Genomic DNA, 15,407 nt, shown 5'->3' with positions numbered 1-15,407 from the left:
TCACTCGCTTACGCCTCTGTCTCGGGCAGGGGCACGGTACCCGCTCGAAAGAGACCCTCGCCTTCCGTCACAGCTTCTTGCAGTTGCTTGACGAGTTGGCGCAGGCTTGCGTCGAGGTCGACCTGGTCTCTCGTCTCCGCGACGATCGCTTCACGCACGTCGTCGACGAACGGCTGCCAGGTGTCGCGAGTGCGCTGCGTGCACTCAGTGACGACCTGTTGTCGCTTCTCGGCCGCCGCCTTGTCCTGGTTCAGGCGCGCGCGATCCGCTCCCTGCGCGTCGACGACTTTCGCCAGGTAGACGGCAAGGGGAAGCGCGGCTTCGGCGATGCCGATATGCCGTCCCAGGCCCCCGGCCGCCTTCGCCGAACGGGCCTTCCCGCCGGCGTTCGGCACGGGTGCGTTGTTCGCGGCCTTCAACATATCGATCAACATAGTCCCGACCGTCTCGACATGTTCTGCGGCACCGCCGGCCCCTGCCGGGGTCGTGGAGGCGTCCTCCCCGGACCCGAGTGTCGCGACCAACGAAGCAAAGCCGGCCCAGGAGGGGCGGGCACGCTCTCGCTCCTTGGTCTTGCGGATCGACTGCTGCAACCGTTGGAGGCGGACCTCGTGCTTGGTGAACCACTCGTCGAGCGTGCGCTGAATCTCGGCCTGAAGTGCACCGGGGCCGGAACTCGGCTCCCACGACCGCCGCATCACCTCCTCGATGAGACCGTCGAGGCTGGCTTGAGCGGCCCGATCGAGAGTGTCGAGTTCGCTCTCCCATACGTCGCGGCGAGCGACGCCACTGGCAGCTACGTCGGCACGCGCCGTGTACTCCGACAGTTGCCTACGTAGTTCGGTCATGGTTTCGTCCAGGACCGCTGTCCAGTACCGTTGCCCGGCCGTGTGCCGCCATCTGGGCAGCGCCGAAGGGGACACCGCCTCGAACGCATCCGCGAGGTCTCTCATGCCGTCCCAGTCACGGAAGTCATCCCAGGTCTCTCGGCTGAGATCTGTGTCCGGGCCTGCCGTCTGGAACGGGTCCTGCGAGACAACGAATACCGGTGTTTTGTCGTCCAATTCGAACAGTTCCCGCAACTCGCGTACCTTGCGATCACTCAGTTGCCGGTACTCCGCGAGGTCGTACTCTGGGTCCACACCCGCCTCGTCGAACCGCGAGATGACGAACCACATCGACCCTACCGGCCATTCCCGCGTGAACAGCTTCTGAAGCATGTCGCGTTCGGCGGTCGCCAACTGCGGAGTCAGTACCGCGATGCCGACGTCCGTGAGTCCGACCGCCGCCATCGATCGGCGCGAATTGTTCTGTGCACGAATGTCGGACGCACCGACCGCGAATCCGGGAGTATCGCGGATGATGCACCCACCGACCTCGGCGTCGTTGACCTCGAAGGTTTCGTGGCGTGCGCTGATCGTGAGCCAGCCGGGAACATCGCCGCCCGAATCGACGAGCAACCGGCGGAGCAGGGAACTCTTGCCGGTGTCGTAGGACCCGAAGAGGGTTACGACCGGTCTGTCCAGCTTCTCGAACGCATCCCAGTCGTCGACGTACTGCCCGACCAACGATCCGCCTGGAAGTCGCCCCAGCCAGTCCCGTACGGCATCGATGTCGACCACTGTTACTCGTTCCTCTCTGGGGTGCCGATCAATTCGTCCGCAGCCGCGATCAAGGCCCCGACCACCTCGGCCTGCGCTTTCACCGAGTCCATCCGTTCCCTGATCGACGATTCGAAATCGAGGTGCTCGTCGAGCAATGTTTCGAGTTCCTTGGTCCGCTGTTCGAGGTATCCGACGGGACCTTCACCCTGCTCACCGTGCGTGATCTGTTCGACGATCCCCGCAGCCGCTTCGTCAATCACCTGCAACGCCGACTCCTGCTGGTTCTTGTGTTCCCCAGCCTTTTGGATGTCATTGGCCATCGCCGCGGCATCCACGACGGCAGCGACGACCCCGAGGACGACCCCGACCTTGGCAACCTTGACGCCGCCCTTCACCGCACCCCACGGCTTGAACTTATAACCAAACTGCTTGCCGATCGCGTAAACCGCGTTCCGAGTTCCAAGGGCTTTCGCAAGCGGCGCTGCGGCTCCTGCGACGTTGCCGGCACCCTCGGTCAGATCCTCGTACCAGGCGTTTCCCTGGGCCTTGAATTCTGCCGCGAACTCGGGTGTCACCTGGAACTCGGCAGCGCGCATCTCGCGTCCGATTGCTGATATGTGGTCGCTGTACCACTCGTCCAGTTGGCATGCCGCGTCGGCAAGGTACCGTTCGAGATCAGCTTCGAACTTCGGAGCCTTCCACCAGGAGTCGACGAGATTCTCCAGCTTCTGGCCGTCCTTACGAACGAGTTTCGCGACCGCGGATTTCGCCGCTACCAAGTGGCGGTCCACCATACGGCGGGCGTCCTCTCGAAGTGAACCTTCGAGGACCACGGCGTCGTTCACTGCAGCCCGGAGGGTAGCGATCACCGGTTCCGAGCGACGCAACTCTTTCGTGCCGTCGACCTGCACCTGGTGAAGCGTGTGCTGGTGACGCTTGAGGTCGGTGACCGTCGCATCGAAGGCGGCCGACGCCGCCGCAGCGGACAGCTGCTCGTCGGAGAGTCCTGATATGGCGCCCGTGAATGCGGTCACGCCGTCCCACAGCCGATTCTCGTCGAAATCACCGGGTTCTGCCGTTACATTGCCTCCCACCAGGCCGAACGGATCGCCGGACAAGCAGTGGATCCTGTCGATATCGACTTCGATGGAACGAACGGCGAAGGCTGCACGCAGTTCCTCGCGTTTGCGCTTCTGCAGGTTGAGAAATGCCTCGGGTGCAGTCAGCGGATCCACGCCCAGTTCGTCGCACCGATTGACGAGGAACACCATCCGCCCGCCCTTTGCGACAATCATCTCCGAACCACGCGAGAGCTCTTCCAATATCGAGGTGTTGCCCACCAGCAGATTGATGTGGACGACGACGAACACGAGAGCAGCTTCGGCGATCGCCTCGAGTGCGGCGGTGTCGTGCTCGTCGTGCCCACTCTGCAAGCCGGGCGTGTCCACGAGATCGAACCGTGGGAACTGGTAGCGGTTCGCGGCTGCGGTCGCGGGCACCGCCCGGATGTCAAACGCAGCGTGCGGTTGCCGGCCGCTGTCCACCATGATCCGACGGATCAACGACGACTTTCCCGAGTTGTAGTCACCGAGGACGGCAAGAACTGGCCTTGCCCCGGCAACGCGCCAGAAGGTTCGTGCGATATCGAACAGCGCCGGGTCGCGTCGGGCCGCGTCCTCGAGGTCGCCTCGCCAAGAGTGGATGTCTGCCGTCGACGGTGCGCTCCACGCCGCAGCTATTGCGCGCGTCAGCCGGCTGCGGTCCTCCTCCCGGCGACTCGAGTACGCCTCATGGACGGCATGGTCGATCTGCGCCGACTGGTGGCCGATGCCAGACTCGAGCCAGTCCTCGCCCAACAAGGCCCGGGTCACCTCGGCCGGGGATTCCCCCATCCGACGCTGCGCACGCAGCATGACGTCGGTCACAGCAGGTGCGGGCTTGATCGAACCGGCGTAGGTCTGCAGGCTGTCGATCAACCGCACGATCCGGCTGCGCGCCATGCGAAGCTCGATCGCAGCGCGGAGCGACTCGCCGACCGTAGGAGCCAACAACGACCACGCAGCTTCCCGGCTGTCGCGGACGAGGGCATCCTCATAATCGACGAACGTCTGATCCACAGCGCGATGGCAGTCTGTAAAAGCCTGAGCCTTCGCTTTTTGCGCCTGCTCCGACGCCTGCTGGCTCATCTTCTTGCCGAAATGCTGCTGGAGCTGTCCTACGATCCCGACGCCCGCGGCAGCTGCGCCGAGTACCCAACCTGCGGGATTCCAGAAGAGGGCCAACGCGGCGGGTACCGCAAGGGCGCCTACACCCATCGCGATGCCCGCGCCCCTGACAACATCACCCGCCTCACCGCCGCCCTCGTCGCCGAGGATCACCGCGGCGTGCGATACCGCCGCCCCGTTGTCGATGGACTCATGGTCCACCGCGACTTCAAGCTCACGCTGCAGGAACGCCCGGCGATCCGCCCGAACAGCCTCCACCGCAGCGGAAATGACATCTTGATCGAAAACAACCTCCGCAAACTTCGACTCGTCGATCGCAGTCTGCTCGTCGAATGCCCTCCGGATCAGATCATCCGCGTTGGCCTTCGCCTGTCGGCGGCATCCCGCGAGGTGCGAAGCAGCGAGGTGCCGGACGAAGCGGTCCAATGCTCCCTTGACCGGCAACGTGTACGGGCGGCCCCGCGCCTGCTCGGATACTTCAACCAGATCCGCGCTGAGAGCCACATCGTGCAGCCACACGGCACGTTCGGCCTCTTCCGGATAGCCCAACACGGCGAACAGCGACTCGACCTCGCGTTCGAGGGATGCCGCTTCTTGCTCGATCTCGACCGCCAGGTCCTCGAGTTCGCCGACCCCTCGGCGGCACCGTGACCGGACGTCCTCGCGCAGCGCGGTCAACCGGAGCTCGGCGCCGCCTTCCTCGATCGAGGTGGCTATCAGGCGCTCCAGCGTCCCGAAGTTCGACCAGCGATCGAGGTAGTCCTTCCCGAACTCATCCCGTTCGCGGTGGAAGTTCTCCGGGGCTGGGCCGTGGAAGGGGGTCGTGGCGCGCGCGAACAAGGCCCGTCGGCTGTGGATCGCGACGACCGGTGTGTCGGGCAACCCAATCTGTACGAGCTGGGTCCGAATGTTGTCCGTGTGCTGGCGAACCGATTCGGACAGATTCCTGCGGCCAGCCTCGCGAACTTTCGCGGGGTGGCGCCAGCGCAAGTTGCGGACGTTGAGGACAGCCACCACCGGCTTTCCGTGGTCGCGGATCCAGGCGGCGATCTTCTCGAACTCCATCGCCTGCTGAGACTGGCTGTCGAAGCACAGAAGCACGATGTCAGCGATCTCGACTGCCTCGCGAGCCTTGGCCTCGAGATCCTCGCGGCTCTCGGTCCGTCCCCAGCCGTTGATCCCGGGTGTGTCGAACAGCCGGCAATCCCGCCACTCGATTGGACGCACCTCGGTGGTCCAATCGCTGACACCCGGTGAGACATACTCCCCGTCGAGCTGGCCGAACGCCGACAGCAGGGTGCTCTTTCCGACGCCGGTGCGTCCGAAGAACGCGATGTTGAACGACCCGAGCGACTCGCGCTCACGATCGAGGTGACGTCGCAGTTCCCCCGGAAACCCACGAGTGAAGTCATCCAGTCGGATGATCAAGCCAGACGAGGACGACGCGACGCGCTGCCCTTGCGCAAATGCGCCGACCAGGTCGTCCGTGATGTCATCCAGACGCGTCAGTTCCGCGCGTCCCTGCTCGACGGCCGATCGAACGGCCTCATCCAGCGACACCACCTCTGTCGCCAACTCGTCACCATTTCCCGCTGACAGACCGGTCATGGCGCGACGGTGATGCTCGTCGAGCTGTCCAGGGCCTGGCAGGCGACCTTCACGGACTTGCTGGTGAAGTCGGGCATGGTCGATCCGGCGGCCTGTGGCGCGGCGCCTTCGTCCGTGGCGGGGCAGGTCTCCTCGAGCTTCACCGTGGCGAAGTCGACCTTGGTGTCGGTCGGGTGTTCGCCGGGCGTCGGGGTCTGCGAGCAGACCTTCCAGTTGCGGTCGAAGGCCCGCATGCGGCCGCGCCCGAGGGCGTCGTGCGAGGTCAGGCTGTAGAAGCCGACGGCTTGAGCCCGGTCCTGCGCGGACTGCAGGCCCTTACCGATCATGTCCGGCAGGGTGACCGTCTTCTTGTCGTCCGTGGCGGGCGCGTTGCCAGCGGCCGGCAGCTGGTCGTTGGCGCTCTGCACGCTACTGGGCTTGCTGCTAGCAGTGTCAGTGCCCTCCCAGGCGGTGAGCATGAGCGCGGTGGGCGCCGCGGCGATGGTTCGGGTGTGCATGATCCCCCCTGAGCGGTTCCGCTGCTGAGGCACCATCATGCGACATGTGCGGCCTTGGTGAAGGCACTGTGAGGCGTTGCCACGTTGACGGCGGGGTGGCCGGTCGATAGTGCTTCGGAGCGTGCTGGGGCACGCTGCCAGTGCCTCACGGCGCGCTATGTACCCAGCGCCCAGGTCGTGTGCCCGCATCGCCAGGCGATCGCGCGACAGAGCCGCTAGCCTGTCCTCACCGGCCCGGACAGGGCACGCGCAGACGGCCAAGGGGCCCTACCCCAACCGGGTAGGGCCTCTTGGTGTTGGGAAGGCACTCCGACGCTCCCCTCATCCGGCGCTCGGCTGACCTGGGGGACTGCCTGGCCCCTGCCGCCGGCACCGCGGGACGGGTTCCTCTGGGAACGCTCTGGGAACGGAAGGACGGAGAAAGGCGGTGAAAGATCACGAAGGCCCTGCACGCCACTGGGCCTGTGACCTGCGCAGACAGGGAAAACGGGGGCAAGATCAGGAAACATGCGCGCACCGCTTGCCGGACTTTTAATCCATTGGTTGTGGGTTCGAGTCCCACAGGGCCTACGGCTGCGGAGGAGGGTTTAACCCCCTCTGACCTGCTATGACACGCCTGGGTTGACTTCGGTCGACCCGGGCGTCGTCTGTTTTGCGGGCATGGACCGGAGCGGCTGCGCGCCGCTGGGGACGATCAGATCCATCCTCGCCGTCCTGCCGGACGGGCGGCCGCATGACGGTTTTCTGCGACGGGTTCCTCGTGGCGGCGGACAGGCGGTGCGGACAGGCAGTTGCGTACCGTCCCGGGGCCAGGGCTGCCTGTTCGGCGGTCTCCTCGAGGGGCGCCCCATCGGCGGCGGTGCGGGGCTGCCGGGCGGCTGAGCTGCACACGGAACTCGTGGGCGCCGAAGAGACGTTGCCGCCGGTATCAGCCCGCCGTCAGTTCCGCGAGGGGCAGGGTGTGCTGGGTGTGGACCACCTTCGCGCGCAGGTAGCGGACGTTGTGTGCCGTGGTGAAGACACCCGTGGGGACGTGCTGGGTGACCGTGAGGCCGAGACCGCGCAGCTGGGCGGCCTTGTCGGGATTGTTGGAGAGCAGGTCCAGGCTGTCGATGCCGAGAGCGTGAAGCATCTGCGCGGCGGCCGTGTAGTCGCGGGCGTCCTCCGGCAGTCCGAGCGCGGCGTTCGCCTCGTACGTGTCCAGGCCCTGGTCCTGGAGGGCGTAGGCGTCGAGCTTGTTGTAGAGGCCGATGCCGCGGCCCTCCTGACGGAGGTACAGCAGGACGCCGCCCCGGTCGGCGATGCGCTCGACCGCCTCGCGCAGCTGGGGGCCGCAGTCGCAGCGGGCCGAGCCGAAGGCGTCACCGGTCAGGCACTCGGAGTGCAGCCGCACCAGCGGGGGCCGGCCGGCGGCGGGCTCGCCGAGCAGCACGGCCACGTGCTCCTGGCCGTCGGCGAGGCCGTGGAAGGTGACCAGGTCGGCGGTGACCGTGTAGCCGTCGCCGAAGCGGAGCGGGACCGTCACGCGGGTGCGGACTGTGGCGCCGGGAAGGCCCGTGGTGGCGAGGAGGTCGGTGGCGGTGGGCAGACGGGTCGGGTCGCTGCTGTCGCTGGCTGCGGTGGCGTCGCGTTGGTCGCGCATATGTGTCGTCTTTCTCCGGGCCGACGGTTGTGGTGCGGAGGGTGGGCCTCCATGTTTCAGTTTTGAAGCACAACCTCGGTCGGAGACTCTATCCCGTGCTTTAAGTTTCAAGCAACCTGTTTGACGGAGTGGCCGCCCTTACTCCGCGGAGGAGCGCCGCCGCCACGGCAGGCCGTCGCACCCCGGGCGTTCCTCGTCGCCCTGGAGCGCATCCGTGATACGGGCGCAGATCTCCTCGAGCTGGGTCACCTGCTCGGGAGTGAGGTGATCGAAAACGGCGGCACGGACCGTCTCGACATGCCCCGGCGCCGTGCGTTCCAGGAGCTCCATGCCCGCGTCCGTAAGAACCGCCAGACTGCCGCGCCGGTCGGTGGGGCACCCCTCCCGGCGCAGCGTGCCGTCCTTCTCCAGGCGGGTGACGACGTATGTCAGCCGACTGCGCGTGATCTTCAGCGTCTCCGCGAGGTCGGTCATCCGCATCTGGCGGCCGGGCGCGTCGGAGAGGTTGGCGAGAACGGAGTAGTACAGATGTGGCATGCCGGCCTCCTGCTGGAGCTGCCGGTCGACGGTGTCCTCCAGGAGCCATGACGCGGCGAGGTACGAGCGCCAGGCGCGCTGTTCCCCGGGAGTGAGCCAGCGGGTCGTCATATCGCACAGTGTAGTTATTGTTTAAATCTTGAAGCAAGGGTGGCCGAGGCTCTCGCCGGACCTCGACCACCGGCCCTGCCCTGACGCATCCTGACCACGCGGCCACGGGCCCCGGACACGGACCCTGGCCAACGACCTCGGCCGGCGAACCCTGCCCCCGGCCCCGGCCCCCCGACCGATCCTCGACCCCGGCCCCGATCCCTGGAGCGCACCCTCATGGCCCATCCCTATGTCCTGTTGTCCGCCGCCGTCTCCCTCGACGGCTTTCTGGACGACACCGGGCCCGAGCGGCTCCTGCTGTCCGGGCCGGAGGACTTCGACCGAGTCGACGATGTGCGGGCGGGCAGCGACGCGATACTCGTCGGCGCGGGCACGCTGCGCACCGACAACCCGCGGCTGCTGGTCTACTCGGAGGAGCGGCGCGCGGCCCGGGTCTCCGCCGGGCTGCCGGAGTACCCGTTGAAGGTTGTGGTCAGCGCGTCCGCGGACCTCGACCCGGACGCCCTCTTCTGGCACACGGGCGGCGCGAAGGCCCTCTACACCACGGACAAGGGCGCGGAACGGCTGCACGGGCTGCTGCCGGCGGACGTGGACGTGGTCGCACTCGGCCCGGACGTGGAGTGGGGGGCCGTGCTCACACATCTGGGCGAGGTCAAGGGCGTCAGGCGGCTCATGGTCGAGGGCGGCGGGCGGGTGCACACGCAGCTGCTGCAGCAGGGGCTCGCGGACGAGCTGCACCTCGTGCTCGCTCCGCTGGTCGTGGGACAGCCCGACGCCCCGCGGCTGTTCGGGCCGGGGGCCTACCCGCCGGGACGGATGCGGCTGCTGGAGACACGACCGGTCGGGGATGTCGTGCTGATGCGCTACGTACCCACCGCGCCCGGTACCGGCCGGTCGGCCACCGCCGCGGACCGGCGATGGCTGGAGACGGCGTGCGAGCTGGCGGGGCAGTGCCCGCCGTCCCGGACGGCCTTCAGCGTGGGGGCGGTGATCGTCGCGGCCGACGGCACGGAGCTGGCGCGGGCGCACTCCCGGGAGGGCGGGGACCCGGTGGTGCACGCGGAGGAGGCGGCGCTGGCCAAGCTGGACCCGGCGGATCGGCGACTGGCCACCGCCACGGTGTACAGCAGCCTGGAGCCCTGCGCCCGCCGCGCGTCCCGGCCGGCGCCGTGCGCCCGGCTGATCCTCGACGCCGGGGTACGACGGGTGGTCACGGCCTGGCGTGAACCGGACACGTTCGTGGCGGCGGCGGACGGGAACGCGCTGCTGACGGCGGAGGGCGCGGATGTGGTGCTGCTGCCCGGGTACGAGGAGCTGGCCAAGGCGCCGAACACCCATCTGCTGTCCCCGCCCGAAGGCCGCTGACGGCCGAAAAAAGCTGTCAAGCGCCGTGGACGTAAACCTGTGCGCTGCCTATCCCGCGCATGGCGTACACTGGAATCACCGACGCGGGGTGGAGCAGCTCGGTAGCTCGCTGGGCTCATAACCCAGAGGTCGCAGGTTCAAATCCTGTCCCCGCTACTGATGGCCGAGGGCCGGAGTCCGAAAGGGTTCCGGCCCTCGGTGTTTTCTCGTGCCCGCCACCCGTCCGTGTTCCCGGGCGTGTACGCCGGTCGGCCCACAGCGGTCGCCCCCCGCCCGTCCTCCGGGAAGCCTGGACGGGTGGTGCAGCGAGGTAGCGCGTGGCGGATCGAGGAGCCGTGCGACAAGGAGGACGGCGGGCCAGGGCCCGGAAGACCGTACGGCGGGACAGGCGTCCCGTACGACCAGACCATCGGCGGCCCCGCCGTCACCTCTCACCCGGAGAAGGACGTCCGGCCCGGTGACCGCTCCGCCGATGACCCCGATGACCCTCATGACTCCCATAGCCCCCATGACCCTCATGACTGGCCCGGGGACGCCCGGCCTTCGGGGATCGGGCCCGGGGACGCCCGGCCGCCGAGTACCGGCCCGGTGGAGAGCCGCCGGAGTTCGTATGTGCGGGCGCTGCTGCGGGCCCTGCCCGCGCTGCTCATCCTCCTCGGCGTCTGCTGCGGCCGGCTGACCCCGTCGGTCTTCCCGGCCGTCCCCCTGTTCACCGCCGCGCCGCTCGTGGCCGCGCCCCTGCACTCGCTGCGCGGCACCGTGGTCACGGGCGCCGCGGCCCTGGCCGCCGTCCTGGCGGTCCACCTCGGACTCGCCGTACCGGGGCCGTCCGGCGAGGTCACCGAGGCGGTCACCACCGCCGCAGCGGCCGTCCCCGCCGTCCTGATCAACGTGCTCGTACGCCGCAACGACGCCCGCCTCGCCTCCGCCCGCCGGATCGCCGAGGCCGCGCAGCGCGCCGTACTGCCCGAGCCCGCCGCCCGGATCGGGGGCCTGCTGATCGCCGCCCGGTACGACGCGGCGCAGGCCGACGCCTCCATCGGTGGCGACCTGTACGCCGTGCAGGACTCCCCGCACGGAGTACGTCTCGTGGTCGGGGACGTGCGGGGCAAGGGGACGGGTGCCGTGGCCGCGGTCGCCGTCGTCATCGGCGCCTTCCGGGAGGCGGCCGAGCAGGAGGCGTCCCTGGAGGCCGTCGCCCAGCGCCTGGAGCGTGCGCTGTCGCGTGAGGGCGTCCGCCGGGAGGGCCCCGACGCCCACGAGGGGTTCACCACCGCCGTCCTGGCGGAGATCCCGCACGAGGAAGGCGCCGTCCGCATCGTCAACCGCGGCCACCCCGCCCCCCTGCTCCTGCTCCCGGACGGCACCCTGCGCGAACTGGAGGCGCGCGAGCCGGGGCTGCCGCTCGGGATGGGCGACCTCGCCCTCTGGCCCGACCGCGCGGAGGAGTGGGACTTTCCGCCCGGTTCGACGCTGTTCTTCTACACGGACGGCGTCTCGGAGGCCCGGGACGCGCGCGGCGAGTTCTACGACCCCGCCGATCGCCTCGCCGGGCGGGTCCTGCCCACTCCGGGCGCGGTGCTGGCCGCCGTCACGGAGGACGTCGCCCGCCACACCGGCGGCCAGGCCACGGACGACATGGCGCTGCTGGCCGTGCGCCGCCGGTCCGAGCGCTCATGAAGACCTTGGAGGACCAAAAGCCGTGGGGCGCCCGGACCTTGTCACGGTGGGTGAACGGGCGAACCCCCTCCGCATAACAACTGACACACCATCAGTATGGGTGGGGCGGGTGAGGCAGGGTCAAGTCGCCCGTTTTTCACCGTTCGTGTCGTGAAAGTCCTGGCCAAGAGCGTTAATGATCTGTCCGAACGGCTTGGAATCCGGTGCCCGGGTCTATTAACGTTCGATAACGCAGCGCGGTCGTCCCAGCCGTCACCCGAGGCGGCTCCGTGCGCGTGTGCCGAATCCCGCAAGGGAACCGGGGAACCACCAACTTGGGGTGAATCGGGCGGATGCCGCCGTGTCAAAACGGTCGGTATACGCGCGTAGGAGACCTTCCCCTCCGAACCCGTCAGCTAACCCGGTAGGCGAAACGGAAGGAAAGGAGTGCGCCCACGTGGCGTCCAACCGGCCTGCCGAGAGTACCTCGTTCGCCCCTGGCGGCACGCAGACGATCGGCTTTGCGTCCCGCACCGACGAGGGCCCCTGGGAGGAGTGGAACCCCACCGAGGATTCCGTCCGCCCCGTCCGCGGTCGGCACCGCGTCACCAAGCAGCGCGGCGGCGGGCTCGCCCGCAGCTCCACCGTTCTCGGCGTCGGCGTGATGGCCGCGGTCGGCGCGGGCGGCATGGCCACCGCGCAGACCGGGAAGCCGCCGGTGTCCATATCCCTGCCCGACCTCTCCTCGGTCACCGACTCGGCCAAGTCGCTCATCGGCGAGGACACCAGCGCTCCCAAGGGCTCCGCCACCCCCCTGAGCACCGCGGGTGTCAGCACCGCCGACGCCGCCGCGGGCACCGAGGACGCGGGCGAGGTGCTGCGCGCCCGGATCATGCGGCAGGCCGAGTCCCAGCAGGACCGGATGGCCGCAGCGGCCGCACAGGCCGCCGAGGACGCCGCCGCGAAGAAGGCCGCCGCCGCGGCGGCCAAGGCGCAGGACGCCGCCCGGGCCAAGGCCGCCGCCGAGAAGAAGGCGGCGGAGGCGGAGGCCAGGAAGAAGGCCGAGGCCGCGCGCCTGGCGGAGCTCGCCAAGCAGTACGCGCTGCCCACCTCCTCGTACACCCTGACCTCGCGCTTCGGTGACGCCGGCGCCATGTGGTCCTCCGGCTACCACACGGGTCTCGACTTCGCCGCCCCCACGGGCACGCTCATCAAGGCCATCCACAGCGGCACCATCACGCAGGCCGGCTGGGCGGGTTCGTACGGCTATCGCACGGTCCTGACCCTCGACGACGGCACCGAGCTGTGGTTCTGCCACCAGTCGTCGATCAGCGTCACCGTCGGCCAGAAGGTGTCCACGGGCGATGTCATCGGCCGCGTGGGCGCCACCGGCAACGTCACCGGGCCGCACCTGCACCTGGAGGTCCACCCGGGCGGGGGCAGCGGGATCGACCCGATGGCGTGGCTCCAGGGCAAGGGCCTCAACCCCTGACGCCTGGGTCCATGACCCCGGCGCCCGTTCCCTCCTCCTGCCCCGCCCTTTCCCGGACCCGCCACTCCTCTCCTGAGCCCCGGCGGTCCTGACGACATCCCCCCGACGTCAGGGCTGCCGGTCAGGTGAGCGGAACAGGCACGCGGAACGGCCCACGGGCGGAACAGGCACACGGAACGGCCCACGGGCGGAATAGACGCTTCCGGTACGGGCGTTGAGACGGGCATGACGTCTCTTCTCAAGCTCGGCTCCTCGGATCTCGAGGTCTTCCCCCTCTCCCTCGGCGGCAATGTCTTCGGCTGGACCGCCGACGAGACGCAGTCCTTCGCCGTGCTCGACGCCTATGTGGCCGCCGGCGGCAACTTCGTCGACACTGCCGACGTCTACTCGGCGTGGGGCCCCGGCAACAAGGGCGGCGAGTCCGAGACCGTCATCGGCAAGTGGCTGGCGGCCCGCTCCAACCGCTCCGACGTGATCATCGCGACCAAGGTCAGCCAGCACCCCGAGTACCGGGGGCTGGGCGCCGCCAACATCAAGGCGGCGGCCGACGCGTCCCTGCGCCGCCTGGGCACCGATTGCATCGACCTCTACTACACGCACTTCGACCAGCCGGAGGTGCCGGTCGAGGAGATCATCGGCGCGCTCGACGACCTGGTGAAGGCGGGCAAGGTGCGCGCCATCGGCGCCTCCAACATCTCCGCCGAGCGCCTCCAGGCGTCGCTCGACTTCTCCGACCGCGAGAACCTGGCCCGGTATGTAGCGCTCCAGCCGCACTACAACCTGGTCTCCCGCGACACCTACGAGGGCCCGTTGCAGGACGTGGCCGTCCGGGCGGGCCTGGCGGCCGTTCCCTACTACGCGCTCGCCTCCGGCTTCCTCACAGGCAAGTACCGGCCGGGCACCACCGTGGACTCGGCACGGGCGCAGGGGGCGGGCAAGCACCTGGAGACCGAGCGCGGCCGACGCGTGCTCGGGGCCCTCGACAAGGTCGCGCGGGCACGGGGCGCGGAGATCGCGACGGTCGCGCTGGCGTGGCTTGCGGCCCAGCCGACGGTCCTGGCCCCGATCGCCTCCGCCCGCACGGTGGAACAGCTGCCCGCGCTGCTGGCGGTGGCGGACCTGACCCTCACGGAGGAGGACCTGGCCAAGCTGACTGAGGCGTCGGCGTAGCGCGCGGTAGCGACCGTCCGCGACGGCGGAGCCGGCGGCGCCGCACCGCCCGCGACCCTACGAGCGGTAGGGGTTGTATGCGGGATACGGCGACGTCGGCCCGTACGGCGCCGGGTGCCACGGGCCGTACCCGTACCCGGGGCCGTACCCGTACCCGGGGCCTTGCCCGTACCCGGGGCCTTGCCCGTACCCGGGGCCGGGCCAGACCGGTGGGTGCACCGGCGCCGTCGTCCGCGCGGCGTGCGCCAGCGCCGGTCGCGCCACTGCCCGCCGCGCCCACAGCGCGGAGAGCAGCTCCCTCTCCCGCACGACGAAGTCGGCCCCCGCCCGGCCGCGGTGCCCCCGGTGCCGCAGGAACGCCAGGGAGGTCGCGTACGCCTGGTACTCCGCCACCGAGCGCGCCGCCGCCTTCCCGGAGTGCTGCCGCGCGTACTGCCGGGCCAGCCGCCGCGCCCGCATGGAGCCGAGGACGAACGGCTCCACGGGCCCCAGCCATCCGGTGGCCGCGTACGCGGGCAGCTCCTCCCTTACCGTCCTCAGCTCCCGCTGCCGCGTCCAGATCACCAGCCAGGTCAGCAGCGCGAACGCGGGCGCCATGAAGGACGCGTACACCGCGAAGAACCCGTACTCGCCGAACGACGACGACCCGTTCCACATGGAGTGCATGCCCATGGCGAGCAGCAGACCGCCCAGGGGCATCAGGACGCGCAGTGCGGGCCGGCGTTCGGCGTTCAGCGCCGCGATACCGAAGCCGATGCCGGTGAGCACGGTGAACAGCGGATGCGCGAAGGGCGCCATCACCACCCGGACGAAGAAGGTCGCGGCCGTCACGGAGGCGAGCCCGCGCCCACCGCTGATCTGGTCCGTGCCGAAGGCCGTGCCCAGATAGAGGACGTTCTCGGTGAAGGCGAAGCCGGTGGCGGTGACCCCGGCTATCACGACCCCGTCCACGATCCCGGTGAAGTCCCGTCTGCGGAACAGGAATACCAGCAGCAGGGCCGCCGCCTTGGCGGACTCCTCGACGATCGGCGCTATGAGGGTCGCGCCGAGTGTGTCGGCGCTGTTCGGGTCCGCGGTCGCGGTCGCTATCCATCGGGTCGCGAAGCTGTTCGCGACGATGGCGATGAGCGCGGCCGCGCACGCCCCCCATGCGAAGGCGAAGATCATGTTCCGCCAGGGCCCGGGTTCCACCCGGTCCAGCCAGCGGAACGCGGCGACCAGCAACGGCACGGGCAGCACTGCGAGTCCCAGCCCTACCAGGAATCCCTCGGTGCCGGTCTGCTGCCGCACGAGGGCGAGGATGACGAGTCCGGAGAGAGCGAGGAGCGTGATCGGCGCGCCGTAGCGCACCCACCGACGCTGCCACCAGTGCGGGTGCCGGTTCTGGCCCGCGTTGCCGTCGGGATGCGTCGGATACGGGGGACAGATGGCCACGGCATCGACCCTAACGAGACAGGGGCGTCGCCCGCGACGGTACCCGGCGGGCTCGCGGGGCGC

General features: G+C 69.2%; 10 protein-coding genes, 1 tRNA gene and 1 riboswitch. Of the genes, 5 read left to right on the top strand and 6 right to left on the bottom strand.

The features are described from left to right. Positions 1 to 8: 8 nt before the first annotated feature. From ABZ876_RS04165 to ABZ876_RS04145, 5 genes are all read right to left on the bottom strand, one after another. Entirely contained in the window at positions 9 to 1,622 is a 1,614-nt protein-coding gene (locus ABZ876_RS04165; RefSeq protein WP_361774006.1) for a GTPase domain-containing protein, read from the bottom strand. A gap of 2 nt (positions 1,623 to 1,624) precedes the next feature. Then, entirely contained in the window at positions 1,625 to 5,437 is a 3,813-nt protein-coding gene (locus ABZ876_RS04160) for a GTPase (protein WP_361774003.1), read from the bottom strand. Then, complete coding sequence (locus ABZ876_RS04155; protein WP_361774000.1) at positions 5,434 to 5,934, bottom strand: PASTA domain-containing protein; 501 nt, start codon at positions 5,932 to 5,934, stop codon at positions 5,434 to 5,436. The genes ABZ876_RS04160 and ABZ876_RS04155 overlap by 4 nt, the downstream gene beginning before the upstream one ends. A 928-nt stretch (positions 5,935 to 6,862) precedes the next feature. Beyond that, the gene (ribA, locus tag ABZ876_RS04150) at positions 6,863 to 7,576 is read right to left on the bottom strand and encodes a GTP cyclohydrolase II (RefSeq protein ID WP_361773997.1); all 714 of its coding nucleotides are present in this window, start codon (positions 7,574 to 7,576) and stop codon (positions 6,863 to 6,865) included. Between the two features lie 138 nt (positions 7,577 to 7,714). Next, positions 7,715 to 8,224 (bottom strand): MarR family transcriptional regulator, encoded by a 510-nt coding sequence (locus ABZ876_RS04145; RefSeq protein ID WP_361773994.1) that lies wholly within the window; start codon positions 8,222 to 8,224, stop codon positions 7,715 to 7,717. 216 nt (positions 8,225 to 8,440) lie between these two features. Here ABZ876_RS04145 and ABZ876_RS04140 point away from each other — a divergent pair, with 216 nt between their 5' ends. The 5 genes from ABZ876_RS04140 (at position 8,441) to ABZ876_RS04120 (ending at position 13,910) form a co-directional block, all read left to right on the top strand. Further along, entirely contained in the window at positions 8,441 to 9,589 is a 1,149-nt protein-coding gene (locus ABZ876_RS04140) for a dihydrofolate reductase family protein (RefSeq protein ID WP_361773991.1), read from the top strand. Between the two features lie 82 nt (positions 9,590 to 9,671). After that, positions 9,672 to 9,745, top strand: a tRNA-Met gene (locus ABZ876_RS04135). A 393-nt stretch (positions 9,746 to 10,138) separates the two neighbouring features. After that, complete coding sequence (locus tag ABZ876_RS04130; protein ID WP_361775522.1) at positions 10,139 to 11,269, top strand: PP2C family protein-serine/threonine phosphatase; 1,131 nt, start codon at positions 10,139 to 10,141, stop codon at positions 11,267 to 11,269. A gap of 268 nt (positions 11,270 to 11,537) precedes the next feature. Then, positions 11,538 to 11,694, top strand: a riboswitch (cyclic di-AMP (ydaO/yuaA leader). A gap of 11 nt (positions 11,695 to 11,705) precedes the next feature. Further along, positions 11,706 to 12,740 (top strand): M23 family metallopeptidase, encoded by a 1,035-nt coding sequence (locus ABZ876_RS04125; protein ID WP_361773988.1) that lies wholly within the window; start codon positions 11,706 to 11,708, stop codon positions 12,738 to 12,740. Between the two features lie 225 nt (positions 12,741 to 12,965). Beyond that, on the top strand, positions 12,966 to 13,910 hold the full coding sequence (locus tag ABZ876_RS04120; protein WP_361773985.1) for an aldo/keto reductase: 945 nt from the start codon (positions 12,966 to 12,968) through the stop codon (positions 13,908 to 13,910). A gap of 57 nt (positions 13,911 to 13,967) precedes the next feature. Here ABZ876_RS04120 and ABZ876_RS04115 read toward each other — a convergent pair whose 3' ends face one another. Next, positions 13,968 to 15,344 carry a PrsW family intramembrane metalloprotease gene (locus ABZ876_RS04115; RefSeq protein ID WP_361773983.1) on the bottom strand — a complete coding sequence of 459 codons (1,377 nt, stop codon included), beginning with the start codon at positions 15,342 to 15,344 and terminating at the stop codon, positions 13,968 to 13,970. Positions 15,345 to 15,407: the final 63 nt, after the last annotated feature.

This window comes from Streptomyces sp. NPDC046931 (genome assembly GCF_040644655.1).
Classification (GTDB): Bacteria; Actinomycetota; Actinomycetes; order Streptomycetales; family Streptomycetaceae; genus Streptomyces.
The sequence above is the reverse complement of the archived record's forward strand: the minus strand, read 5'-3'. Positions and strand labels throughout refer to the sequence as shown.